The organism is Actinomycetota bacterium (assembly GCA_040905475.1).
In the GTDB taxonomy this organism is placed as follows: Bacteria; Actinomycetota; AC-67; order AC-67; family AC-67; genus DATFGK01.
Genome location: JBBDRM010000028.1, coordinates 1 through 12,224, shown reverse-complemented (window position 1 = coordinate 12,224; position 12,224 = coordinate 1). Strand labels below are relative to the sequence as shown.

At 67.3% G+C, this 12,224-nt stretch carries 11 protein-coding genes; 7 read left to right on the top strand and 4 right to left on the bottom strand.

All coding sequences use genetic code 11. From position 1 onward, the window contains the following. Positions 1-52: 52 nt before the first annotated feature. The gene (locus WEB06_02675; GenBank protein MEX2554518.1) at positions 53-379 is read left to right on the top strand and encodes a hypothetical protein; all 327 of its coding nucleotides are present in this window, start codon (positions 53-55) and stop codon (positions 377-379) included. A 68-nt stretch (positions 380-447) separates the two neighbouring features. Here WEB06_02675 and WEB06_02670 read toward each other — a convergent pair whose 3' ends face one another. Then, complete coding sequence (locus WEB06_02670; protein MEX2554517.1) at positions 448-1,899, bottom strand: alkaline phosphatase family protein; 1,452 nt, start codon at positions 1,897-1,899, stop codon at positions 448-450. A gap of 79 nt (positions 1,900-1,978) precedes the next feature. On the opposite strand from WEB06_02670, the gene WEB06_02665 reads away from it, so the two are divergent. Together WEB06_02665 and WEB06_02660 are read left to right on the top strand one after the other, a co-directional pair. Then, positions 1,979-4,735 (top strand): glycoside hydrolase family 38 C-terminal domain-containing protein, encoded by a 2,757-nt coding sequence (locus WEB06_02665; GenBank protein MEX2554516.1) that lies wholly within the window; start codon positions 1,979-1,981, stop codon positions 4,733-4,735. A 63-nt stretch (positions 4,736-4,798) separates the two neighbouring features. Further along, positions 4,799-5,962, top strand: a complete 1,164-nt coding sequence (locus WEB06_02660) for a M15 family metallopeptidase (GenBank protein MEX2554515.1) — start codon at positions 4,799-4,801, stop codon at positions 5,960-5,962. Positions 5,963-5,968: 6 nt separating this feature from the next. Here WEB06_02660 and WEB06_02655 read toward each other — a convergent pair whose 3' ends face one another. Continuing rightward, on the bottom strand, positions 5,969-6,772 hold the full coding sequence (locus WEB06_02655) for a competence/damage-inducible protein A (GenBank protein MEX2554514.1): 804 nt from the start codon (positions 6,770-6,772) through the stop codon (positions 5,969-5,971). A gap of 660 nt (positions 6,773-7,432) precedes the next feature. Then, the gene (locus tag WEB06_02650; GenBank protein MEX2554513.1) at positions 7,433-7,720 is read right to left on the bottom strand and encodes a hypothetical protein; all 288 of its coding nucleotides are present in this window, start codon (positions 7,718-7,720) and stop codon (positions 7,433-7,435) included. 213 nt (positions 7,721-7,933) lie between these two features. Here WEB06_02650 and WEB06_02645 point away from each other — a divergent pair, with 213 nt between their 5' ends. The 3 genes from WEB06_02645 to WEB06_02635 all read left to right on the top strand — a co-directional run bounded on the left by WEB06_02645 (position 7,934) and on the right by WEB06_02635 (position 10,633). Continuing rightward, entirely contained in the window at positions 7,934-8,572 is a 639-nt protein-coding gene (locus WEB06_02645) for a hypothetical protein (GenBank protein ID MEX2554512.1), read from the top strand. 94 nt (positions 8,573-8,666) lie between these two features. Continuing rightward, positions 8,667-8,798 (top strand): hypothetical protein, encoded by a 132-nt coding sequence (locus WEB06_02640; protein ID MEX2554511.1) that lies wholly within the window; start codon positions 8,667-8,669, stop codon positions 8,796-8,798. A gap of 20 nt (positions 8,799-8,818) precedes the next feature. Then, entirely contained in the window at positions 8,819-10,633 is a 1,815-nt protein-coding gene (locus tag WEB06_02635; GenBank protein MEX2554510.1) for a SpoIID/LytB domain-containing protein, read from the top strand. A 107-nt stretch (positions 10,634-10,740) separates the two neighbouring features. Here the strand turns inward: WEB06_02635 and WEB06_02630 are convergent, their stop codons facing one another. Next, positions 10,741-11,031, bottom strand: a complete 291-nt coding sequence (locus WEB06_02630) for a WhiB family transcriptional regulator (GenBank protein ID MEX2554509.1) — start codon at positions 11,029-11,031, stop codon at positions 10,741-10,743. Positions 11,032-11,436: 405 nt separating this feature from the next. On the opposite strand from WEB06_02630, the gene WEB06_02625 reads away from it, so the two are divergent. Beyond that, positions 11,437-12,224 (top strand): hypothetical protein (locus WEB06_02625; GenBank protein ID MEX2554508.1); only part of this gene is annotated, 788 nt, incomplete at its 3' end.

Below are 12,224 nucleotides of genomic sequence, written 5' to 3'. Positions count from 1 at the left end.
CCCCGGGACACGCTTGCGGTCTAACGCGGCGAGAAAGGGGGTGACACCCTAGATGTATCACTTCGCAATCGTTGCGCTCCTCGGTCTCGCCGTTTACAAGACGGTCGAGTTCGTGCTCGGGATCCTTGGAATCGAGCTCCGCGGAGCCATCAAGACCTTCGTAACGCTCGGCCTCGGCGTCGTCGCGACGTCGTTGCTGGACTACTCGGTCTTCGCCGGCTGGAACATCTCGATCCGTGAGGCCTGGATGGGCCCGTTCTTCACCGGTCTGATGGTCGGCGCCATGACCTACGTCTGGCACGAGGCGCTCGGCTACATCGGCTCGAGCCGCCGCTCCAGCGACAGCGCGTCGGACCAGCGCACGCCCCGGGCTGCCTAACAAGCTCGACTGAAGTTCGCGAGAGGGATGGGTCTTCCCCCCGTCCCTCTCGTCTTTTGTCCGCCTACTCAGGGCATGAGATAGATGAAGCCGTACCCCTCGTCGCGGAACGGGATCCCGGCCCGGGTGAGCGCTTCGTCGAAGTCGCCCTTGCAGTCGGGGTCGCTCTCTTCCATGCCGTGGTCGGCGAGAAGCGCGAACGCGGTGGTTCCGGCCCCCCAGTCGATCGCGTCGAGGATCTCACCCATCCGACGGTCGGTATCGCGGAGCGCGGCGTGGCCGATGTCCGAGTACGGCCCCCCCGCGTGGTTGCCGGCGTCGGGGAGGATCAGGTTGACCCACATTAATCGGGGACGAGGGTTCCCGTTCACGCTTGCCCAGAGCTGTTGCGCCTGAAGGACGGCCAGTGCATCGGCGGACGAGGCCCATCCATACTCCCGCTTGAGATTGACGAACTCTTGCGTCGCACCCGGCAAGTTCGTCGGGTCCGGGAGCGCCCCCTCGACCGCAGGCACCTCACCGCGCCGGAGAAGGTCGAAGGTGGAGTAGCCGGCGCCTCGGTCGGTCGGCTCGTCGACGGCGGCCGTGAAGCCCCGCCCGGACCGCGCAACTGCCTCGAAGATCGTCTCGGCGTCCGCGCGGAGCTCGTTGCTCGCCAGGTGCCACGTCTGGGGGGCGTTGGTGATGATCTGGCGCCCAGTCGAACGGTCGAAGTAGGCGTTATGCAGGATCCCGTGGTGACCGGGATGCAAGCCCGTGATCGCCGACGTGTGGTTGGCCAGCGTGACGCTCGGGAACGACGCGATCAGCCCGTGACCGAACGTCGTCCCCTCCGCTATGAGTCTCGCGACGTTCGGTAGCTCGCCGGCGTCGGCCATCGCGTACATGACGTTCGGGTTCGTGCCGTCCCAGAGGAAGGCCACCACCTGTCGGGGCAGCTCGCGCTTGTCCACGACCTGTTTGAGGACCGCTCCGTCCTGACGCGCAAGGATCGACCCATCGCCTCGCGCCGGCACACCGGCGAGCGTCGCGAGCGTCGGCGCGACGTCCACCATCCGTGCGTGCGTAGCGATCCGGCCCCGGGCATGCACGCCGGCGCCGGCGAAGATCAGCGGCGCGCGCGACTGGACGAGGTCGAGCGAGCCGTGCTCGCCACGATGGCCGCCGCGCTCCTCCCAGTTGTGCGCCGGCGTGTGCAGGACGGCGAGGTCCGGAGCGCGCGGATCGTCGAACAGCTGCGCCACGGACGAGTACGCGTACGGATACTGGTTGTCCTCGCTAACCGGACGCACGCCGGCCAGCTCGGCGTCGAGCGGAGAGAACGCGGCAGGATCCTGGCGCGCCAGCGGATCCCGGCCGCGCACCCACCGAGGACCCTCCGCGGTGAACCCGACCGCTCCGCCGCGCGCATGCGCCTCGAGCTCACCCTCGCGCGAGAGCAAGACCATGTCCACGACGTCCTTCAGCTCGTCGCCGAGCAAGACATCGAGAGCGCGATCCTTGAGCATCTCATCCGCCATCGCGCGGACATTATGGACGAGGGGTTTGGAGCTCGCGCGTTCGCCGAGCCTCGCTCCTCCCGCCGATATACTCGCCGCGATGCCCCGCACCGTCCTGCACGTCGTTCCCCACACCCACTGGGATCGCGAGTGGTACGAACCGCTCGAGGTCTACCGGTTCCAGCTCGTGAAGGTCGTCGACCGCCTCCTCGAGGTGCTCGACACCGACCCCGACTTCCACCACTTCAACTTCGACGGCCAAACCGCCGCGATCGAGGACTACCTCGAGGTGCGCGCCGCGGTGGAGCCGGAGGTGAAGCGTTTCGTCGAGGCCGGGCGGCTCGCCGTCGGGCCGTGGCGGATCCTGATGGACGAGTTCCTCTGCTCTCCCGAGACGATCATCCGGAACCTCCGGCAGGGCGTGGCGATGGCCGAGCGGCTCGGCGGCTCCATGCGCATCGGTTACATCCCCGACTCGTTCGGCCACATCTCGCAGATGCCGCAGATCTTGCGTCTCGCGGGCTTCACCGACGCTTGCGTGTGGCGAGGCGTTCCCGAAGCCGTCGATCGCGCGGCGTTCCGCTGGGAGGCGCCGGACGGCTCGGCAGTGCGCGCGATCTACCTCGCTCGCTCCTATTCGAACGGCGCCAGTCTTCCGGAAACTTTCGAAGAGCTCATGGTCCGCGGAAAGCGGATCGTCGAAGACATGTTTCCATTCCATCCGGGAGGCATCGTTCTCGCGATGAACGGTACGGATCACCGCGGTCCGGAAGCGCATCTGCCGGCGCTGTTCGCCGAAGCCAACGCCCGGCAGGACGAGCTCGGCTTCCGCATCGGCTCGATCACCGAGTACGTTCGCGAGGTGCCAAGCGAGGACCTTCCGGTCTGGCGCGGCGAGATGCGGTCGGGAGCCCGGGCGAACCTGCTCATGGGCGTCGTCAGCGCGCGCATGCCGCTCAAGCAGCTCGAGTTCGCGGCCTCGACGATGCTCGAACGCTTCGCCGAACCGCTGGCCGCGATCGCCGGAACCGATGCCGAGCGGATCCTGGCGAAACCGTGGCGGGGGATCGTCGAGAACTCAGCGCACGACTCGATCTGCGGCTGCGGCATCGACGCCGTCGCAGATGCGGTTGCCGCTCGCTACCGCGAAGCGCACCGGGTCGGGGACCTCGTCGCGCGCGACGGGCTAGAGACGCTCGCCGCCGGAATCGACGCTTCGGCGCTGGCCGAGACGGACGAGGGAGCACTGGTGTTCAACCCCTCCCCCTTCGAGCGGTCGGGCGTCGCCGAGGTGTCACTCACGCTTCCCGGTATTCCTGAGGAGTGCGCTCTGGCGACACCCGACGGCGTGACGCATGCCGTGCAGCCGCTCGAAGTAACCGACCAGATCATCGTCGACATGAAGCTTCGTGGGAGCGAGCTCGCACGATTGGTTCCATCGCTTCACTCCCGCCTGCTCGGGCCCATGTACGTGAACGGGCTCGACATCGAACAGAACCCCGCGACGATCCGCTTGCGGATGGGTCCGGTTCCGATCGGCGAGTTCGACGTCGAAACGGCGAAGCGGCGCGTGGAAGAGATCGCGGCGTCACGCCCCAACGGACGCTTCCACGTGATCGGCATGGGCCCGCCCCTCTTCCGACTGCTGGTCCACCCGGGAACGGTCGGGGGGCTCGGCTGGACGCTGCTCGAGCCGAAGGCCGCTCGCGTGACCGTGGAGCGGCCCGCGACCGCCCACAACCGCGTGCTTTCGAACGAGCACCTCCGAGCCGAAGTACGCGACGACGGCACCATCGATCTGCATCACATCGCGTCAGGAGAGACGTTCGTCGGCTTGCTTGCGCTTCGAGACGGCGGCGACGCCGGCGACGAATACAACTACTCGCCGCCGGAGCGTGACGTGATCGTCGGCGGAGCGAGGTCGGTCGAAACCGAAGTCGTCCGCGCCGGCCCCATAGAAGCTCGCATCCGCGTCGCGTTGCGACTCAAGGTTCCGGCAGCGCTCACCACCAACCGTCGCGGTCGCTCGCGGCGAACCGTTGCGATGCCGGTCTCGATCGATCTGGCGCTCCGCACCGGCGAACCGTTCCTGCGCGCCACGATCCGGCTCACGAACCAAGCGCGCGACCACCGTTTGCGTGCGCACTTCCCGCTGCCCTTCGCGACGTCACGCTCGCACGCCGACGGCGCGTTCGACGTCGTCGAGCGCGGCCTCGCGGCCGAGGGCGGCTTCGAGTTGGGCCTCCCGACCTTTCCCTGCCGCCGTTGGGTCGACGCATCCGACGACGAACACGGCCTGGCCGTGTTGCACCAGGGAACACCCGAGTACGAGCTCGTCGAAGGGACCGATCTGGCCGTCACACTCCTTCGATCCGTCGGATGGCTCTCACGTCAGGACCTTCGCACGCGATCGGGCCCGGCCGGTCCTACCCTCGAGACCCCGGGAGCACAGCTTCCCGGCGAGCATGTGATCCGGCTGGCGCTCTTCCCACACGCGGGCGACTGGCGCGACGGCGATGTGCTCGACGCTGCCGAGCTCTTCTCGCTCCCGCTCCGGTCCATCGGGGTACGCGGCCATGGAGGCGCTCTGCCGGCTTTCGGCAGCGCATTGAGCATCGAGCCGGTCGGCGTGCGGCTTACCTCCCTCGCGACGCTGGAGGGCCGGACCGAATGCCGGGTCTTCAACGCTGCCGGCCGACCCGTCACGGCACGGCTGCGCGTCGGACGGCCGCTGCACGTATCTGCCCCGGCAACCCTGGACCTGTTCGGAAAGGAGCTCGCTTCGCTCGACGTGGAGGAGGGCGCGATCGTGGTGCCGATGCGCCCCTGGGAGATGGCAACGATCGGCATCTGCTGAGCCAGCCAGGTCGTTCAACGCTCCTCAGGTTTCATTCACCGCCGGCTGGCACAATGAGGCCTCATGCGGAAGCCGCTCCTTACGATCCTGTGCGTCGCCGCCCTGGGCTTGGGCGCCTGCTCCCCTACCGTGAAACGCGCACCGGTCGCGGCGCCTCTCGCGCCGGCCGCCCCGGTCCCGATCGTCATCTGGTCTTCCCGCGACCTTCCGAAGGATCTCCACCACAAGGTCGCCGCGATCGAAGGCGTCCGTTGGGTGGCGCGGATCTCCAACGGCATGGTCGACCTCGTTTCGGTCAGCGGAGCAAAGCACCCGCTGCCGCGACGCGCCAAAGGGGCCGTCTTCCCCATCTCGATCGCCGCCATGGACCCCAACCCCGACAAGGGCGATGTCGTGTCCGCCGCGCTCCTCGCCGGCGAAGCGGTTCTCAGCGAGACCGCCGCGGAGATGCGGGGTATGGATCCCGGCGCGACTCTCACGATCGCCGCAGACGGGGTCCGACGCACGTTCCGTGTCGGAGCCGTGGTATCGGACGATGACGCTCGAAACCGTGAGGTCCTGATCCCCTTCGCGCGGTCCTCCGGCCTCGGCCTCACCGCGCCTCGTGCGGTCGTGACCTCGGTGGTCGCCGAACACGCAGGCGGCGCCGTTCAGGCGATGCACGCGCTGACCAAGAAGGTTCGGGCTCGGATACAAGCGGCCGACGCCATCGAAGGCGACGTCTCCCAAGGCCAGATCCTCTCGTTCGCGGAGGTGAAGAAGATCTTCGGGGAGTGGACGTATCGTCCGACAACCAGCCGTTTCGTCATCCCCGACAAGGCATGGGAGAACGCGAACATCGTTGAGGAGCGCGTGCCCCTGCTGGGCCTCATCGCGTGCAACAAGAAGCTCATTCCGCAGCTGACCGGCGCCATGCGGGAACTGATAGCGCGCGGGCTCGGAGGGCTGATCCGCACTTCCAACGGCTGCTATTCACCGCGCATGCAGGTCGGCAACACCTACGCGCTTTCGCGTCATGCGTATGGGATAGCGGTCGACGTAAACGCGACGCGGAACCCTTACGGCGAGACGCCGCTACAGGATCCACGCCTGGTTGAAGTTATGGAGCGGTGGGGCTTCACCTGGGGCGGACGCTGGCTCGTTCCCGACGGCATGCATTTCGAGTTCGTGCGTTTCGTCGACCCCGCTTCTCCCCCACCGATCCCGTCGATCTCGTCCGGTTCCTAGAGACCCTCAGTCTTTCCGCCGGGCATCGAGGTATTCAATCAAGCGCTGCCCGTCCTCAGACGCGGCAAGCGTCTCGATCGCGTCCCGGATGCGCTGGGTAACGTCGCGAACTTCTGTCTGGTCGCCGGCCAACCGGATGAGTACACGGTCCTCGAGTGGATAGGACCCGATCTGCACACCGGGAAAGTCGTGCTCGAGCTCGGTGAGCACCCCGGCGAGAGCCGACTCCGGGAAATGATGCTCCACCTCTTCGCGCCAGAGCACCGAGCCGGAGCCTTCCAGGAATCGCGGCTCGACCGCGTCCCGGAAGACGAGCTCCAGCTCGCGGGGTGGTCCCGGTAGCACCACGATCACCGCATTCGCTTCCTGCATCCAAACGGCGGGGATGAACCACGCAGAGGAAGTCAGCGCCTCCGCGCCCTCGGGAGCGAGTGCCATCTTCTGCAGCATGGCGACGCCGAGGGGGTCGCCCGAGAAGTTCTGCCGTTTCACATGATCGGCGATCGTCTCGATACGCTCGGCGAGGCTGCTGTTCGAAGCAAGCCCGCGACCCAGCCCTTTCGCAACGCCTTCCATCGTGCGGTCGTCGTGCGTCGGCCCAAGCCCTCCGCAGACGAACACGATGCCGCGGCCGGCGTCGAGCTCGCGTCGAAGCGCGTTCGCGATCTCTTCGGGGTCGTCGGCGACCACGCAGCCCCGCCGGAGCCGGTGGCCGAGCGCGGCGAGCCGGCTCGCGACGAAGTACGTGTTTGCATCCCGAACGTGCCCTGCGAGGATCTCGTCCCCGACCACGACGATCGCGGCGTCCATCGAAGCCACGATACCCCAGCGGCACGACGGCCCGGGTTGGGGGTGCAGGTTAGGGCATCAGGCCGAGATCCCGCATCGCTGTGCCCGTAAGTCGCGTGCCGGAACGCTCGAACCAGAAATCACCACAGTCGTCGCAAGCGATGAAGTCGATCATCTCCCGCCGGCTCGCGGAGAGCCGGCCCCGGGTCAGGGACGTGGAGGAACACACCGGACAGACTTGATCGTCCGCGGGCTGAGGGATGGGGTTGGGGATCGCACTCACGTACCGAAGGTGTCGGGTCAAGACCATGAACGCTTGAGGGTCGCGACGGGCGCTGCGTACGCGTTCGCCCACTTTCGCGACGAAGGCCGCTGCCGGGAAAAGGGGGTTCGCGCATCCGATAGCATTGGCGGCCGTGATCGTTCGATGCGGTCGATGTCGCGCCGAGCTCGAGGTCTCTGGGCCGGGCGAATTCATCTGTCCGACATGTGGAACCCGCAACGTCGTCCGGGGAGCTGCGGGAGCCGCTCCCTTCGGGATGGCGCCGGGAGATTCCGGGTTGACGCTGCCGGGCGGGGCACCGGCCCCGGCATCCAAGCCGCCCACCCAGCAAACCGGGGTGAACTGGGTCGTCTGCGAGGCCTGTAGCTACCGATTCGCCATCGGCACAGTCGAGAAGGTCACCTGCCCGAACTGCCGGGCCGACGTGGAGCCCCCAGCGGACGCGCAGCTTCCTTCCTCGTGATCGACGGGCCCTGGATCCCGAGCTCGCGGTAGAGCGCTCCCGAGTCGGGCTCAGCCGAGGCGTCCGCGTAGCCCTGCATGTAGGCCAATCGGAGCAAGCCCGCCAAGACCTCCTCCGAGACCTCATCTCGGTTCTCATCTCCGGCCCAGATGAGCTGCCAGACCTCCGCGAGACGTGGGTCCAGGACCATCTCGGCCTTCGAGGCGAGCCCCATCGCGGTCATCGATCGTTCTCCCAGGTCAGAGCCGTCATCTCCATAGAACGTGAGATTAGTGCCCAGGTGTGACAGAAACCGAGCGGTCTACGGCATCTGTAGGAGGAGACGGGGCCGGAACGTCGAACTCGATGGCTAGACAGGACTCGCTCAAAGTCGTAGTTTCGGAGGCATATGGGACGCCTGCTTCGTCTCCGTAGGGGACGCTCACCGTTGCACGCCGTGGAAGAGACCATCGCGGCGCTGTACGAGGAGCTCGAGTTCACCACGAACTTCGCGCATGCCATGGTGCGCGAAGAGAACTATCGCGCCGCCGCGCAGGTGATCGACGAGCAGCGGTTGTCGCTGGTCCGCGCCTCCGATCGGATCGAGCGCGTCCTCCGCGCCCCGGAGATCGCGCGCACCAGGTTGCGCACCCGCGCAGCCCTCGCCGGCCTCGCCGCCGTCCTCGCGCTCGGCTCGGGTGCCTTCGCCGCCTTCGGTCCGGACTCGATACCACCCACCCAGGCAAAGATCGACGCCATCCACGACTTCAGCGAGGCGCTCGAGGCAGCCGTTGCGGTCTCCGACACGATCGCGCTGAGCGCCATCGTCGCCCCGGAACAAGAGCGGATCCTGGCTGCAGCTCAGAGCGCTGCAAGCGACCCCGAGGTCAAGGCGGCCCTGATGGACTCCGTGAAGAGGCTGCAGCAGGTGATCGGCAACGAAGAGCTGCCGGCGCCGTTGCGTGAGCGGGCCAAGCAGGTTGCGGAGACCGTGCAGCAGATCGTTGCCCCCGCGGTCCCGGCTCCCATCGAGCCCGAGACCGACGCCGAGGAAGACACGCCCAGCACGGCGCCCGAAGCGCCGCCCTCCCCCTAGAACCCTCAGGTTCAGGCCTGAATCGGTCGAAACTAACATCGACGGCTCGCGCCCGCGTTTGGACGCCATCCCGATGGGGCACTACTGAGCCGAGGTGAATCTGATGTTCTTGATCGCGATGGCAGCACTTATGGGCGTCGTCGGGTTGCTGCTCTGGTACACGCATTGGGCAGAGGCTCGGATCCTCGACGCTGAGCCGAAAGTGCGAACCGCCGACTCTCGGTGAGTCGGCTACGCTGAGGGCTGATGCCTCGCGTCGCCTCTCGGGGACTCCTCGTTCTTCTCGCGATCGCTCTCCTGCCGGCGATCTTCTCGCGACCCGGAACGGCACGCGCACAAAGCGCGACCTCAGAGCGTTTGATCCTGACCCCTTCTGAGAACACCACCTTCCGTGTGCAGGCCGTCTACAACAACGCCGGCGTGACGTGCGAGACCAAGAAGCGCCGGGATCTGAACGCTCGATACCGGGGGAAGCTTGAGATAATCCGTCAGAGCGACGGCCGGCTCGCGGTCATCGACCACCTGACGTTCGACGAGTACCTGCGCGGCCTGGCAGAGGTGCCGCGCTCGTGGCCGTTCGAGACGCTCAAGGCACAAGTCGTCGCAGCGCGCAGTTACGGCCTTTACCACCTGCAGCATCGGAGCCCCGCCGCGGAAAGGCTCGGCTACGACATCTGCTCGACCGACCAATGCCAGGTGTATCGAGGGGTTCAAGTCGAGCAGGGAGCCTTCGGCGACGCCTGGATCCGCGCGGTCACCGAGACGCGCGGACGCGCGCTTCTTTACAACGGCGAGCCGATCCAGGCCTTCTACCATTCCACCTCGCCGGGCACGACGAAGCGAAGCTTCCCCGGGGGAACGCCGCTCCCCTACCTCGCCAGCGTGGACGGCGAGGATGATGATTCGCCGCTCGCGCGCTGGACCGTGCGCGTTCCTCTGTCGCACCTCGGGCCGATCCTGGCTGAGGACGGCGCGTGGTCTGGGGGACGCCTTTCGACCGTAGGGCTCGACGGATCGACCGTCCGGCTCTCCGGGTCCGGAGGCAGCGACTCGGTGGGCAAGAGCGACTTCCGCAACGCGCTCAATCGGGAAGCATCGTGCGTATACCCCAAGGTCTATCCGACGTCGGGCTCGACCGGCGCGAAGTTGCCTCAGACGGTCCCATCTATCGACTTCACGTTGAAACAGGACGGCGACGAAGCGGTCCTCACCGGACGCGGATGGGGGCACGGGGTCGGCATGTCACAGTACGGCGCGCGATCGCTTGGGGATCGCGGCCGAAGCTACGCGGACATCCTCGCGCACTTCTACGCTGGACTACGGCCGAAGCAGGTCGATGAGCCGGGCCGGATCCGCGTTCTCGTCGTGGAGGACGCGTCCCGGGTGCGCGTTGCCATCGAAGGAAAGGCCGAGGTCGAAACGGCGACCGGAAGCGCGCTCGCGCCGGGCGATCGGTTCGAGGTTCGAGGCGGATCGACGCTGGATATCCGCCGGGGTGTCGGACCGACGCTCACGCCGGTCCTCACGGTCGACCTCGCGACCCCTCCGTTGAAGATCCCCCCGGACGGCACGATCGCGCTGTCCTACACCCTGTCGCGCTCGGCGAAGGTCGTCGTGATCGTCCGGCGCGAGGGATCGGAGGTCTTGCGCACCGTCGAGGTTTCGCAGATCTCGGGCCCGAACGTCTTCAGCGTGCCGCTCGGCGCCTCCACGCCCTCATTCTCACCGGGGGCGTCAACGACGCTCCCGGCTTCGGGCACCGGAACACCAGCTCCTGGCACGGCGGGCAGCGTCACTCCGACGACGACGACGACGGTGGCGGCCACGCCGACACCACCACTCACACCGGGTGCATATGAGGTTCTGCTCGAGGCGTACGACGGGCTTGATCGGGTCCGCACGACGCCCGTCGCATTGAACGTCGAAGCGCCCGCCCCGCCGCCGAGGCCGGCAACCGACCAGCAAGCCGGCGGCACGGGGATCGTCACGATCTTCGCCGTCATCGCGGTCTTGGTCGCCGGCGGTGGCATCTTCCTTGCTCGCCGGCGTCGCGCGGCATAACCGGCCGAAAACGCAGCGAACCGGCGCCGCCAGGGGGAGACGCCGGCTCGCAGACTTGGATGCGGCAGGACCGCCGCGGACGATCCTGCCGCGCTTTCCGCCGGCCCTTAGGCGACCTGCTCGCCCGCCGGGACCAGCTCCGACTTACGCGGCCGGCCGCGAGGCCGCTTGCGCTCGATCACCCGGCCGCGGTCGAAGAGCTCTCCGCCCCACACCCCCACGGGCTCACGGCGCCGCAGCGCCCCTGCGAGGCACTCTCCCCGGAGCGGGCAGGTACGGCAGAGCTGCTTCGCCTGGGCGACCTCGTGCTGCTCCTCGCTGAAGAACAGCGAGAGCATCGTCGCGTCGCCCGTTGCGCATCGGGCTTGCGACCACTGGATCGTCCTGAAGACATCCACCTTCCCCGTCCTCCTCCGGTCCTCGTGGACCGCTCGTGTTTCCCTAAACAGAAGGGCCGTCGGGTTTTAAGACGGCCCGGGGATCCTGGATTGAGAGGGTTTATCCTGTTGCTCCTCCCGACCGGGAAGCCCCGGAGCCACGCGTAGCCGAAACGCTCCACGGCATGCGGATACCCGCGTCACCATGGAGCATCTGCTTCTGCGCGTACGTGTGGAACATCAACGTCGCCTCCGGACGGGCGCCTGTGCCCGTTTCCGACATCAGTATCGCAAGCGGCACGAGCACCGTCAACGGAATTACGTCGCTCCTGGTCAGCGCCCATGCTCATGGGAACCTCTCCCGTCGAAGACCCGTCTAACGACCACTTGACCACCGATCCGAGATCCTTCGAGAAGGGGCCCGCCGTGCGCAGATCGCTGATCGCTTCCATCGCAGCACTCGCCTTCGTCGTCTCCGCTGCGCCCGCGCTGGCACAGACTCAGGACAAGCCCACCGAGCCGGCGCCGCCGGTTACCGACATCGGCCCGGGCGCGATCGAGATCACGAAGACCGGCCTGACCGTCGACGGGAAGTCGGTCGAGGCGGCAACCCCGGATAAGGAGGTTACGCTCACGCTGACCTTCCGCAACGCGGGCCCGGACGCCCTCAAGGAAGTGAAGGTGACGCTCGCTCAACAGCCTGAGGGCGTGAAGCTGACGGACGCGGAAGCGTCCATTGGGGACCTCGCTCCGGGCGAGTCGGCCGACGGCGAATTCGCCTTCGTGTTGCAGGGCGAATGCTTCGAGTTCGTCGGGATCGGCGGCGAAGCCGTCTTCGAAGGCGGAGCCGTTCCGCTGAAGGTTGCGCTTCCGGCGTCGTGTCCTGGTCCGCGGCTCGCACTGACGGGCGTCACATTCGAGGGCGGTGACGGAGACGACGTCGCGGAGCCCGGCGAGACCCTTCGCGTGACCTTCGAGCTCGTCAACCATGGGAAGGACGCCGCGAACAACGTGCGAGCATCGATCAAGATCTCCGGAGACGGACTGAGCGCGACCGAGACGGACCTGGAGTGGCCCGACATCGAGCCGGACGGCTCGGCACGGAACATGACCCCGCTCATCCTCTCGATCTCGTCGGATGCGAAACGGCAGGAGTCGTGCGCGTCACAGCCGCAGCCGCGTCCCATCCTGGAAGACCCCGGCGTGGCCGGGGC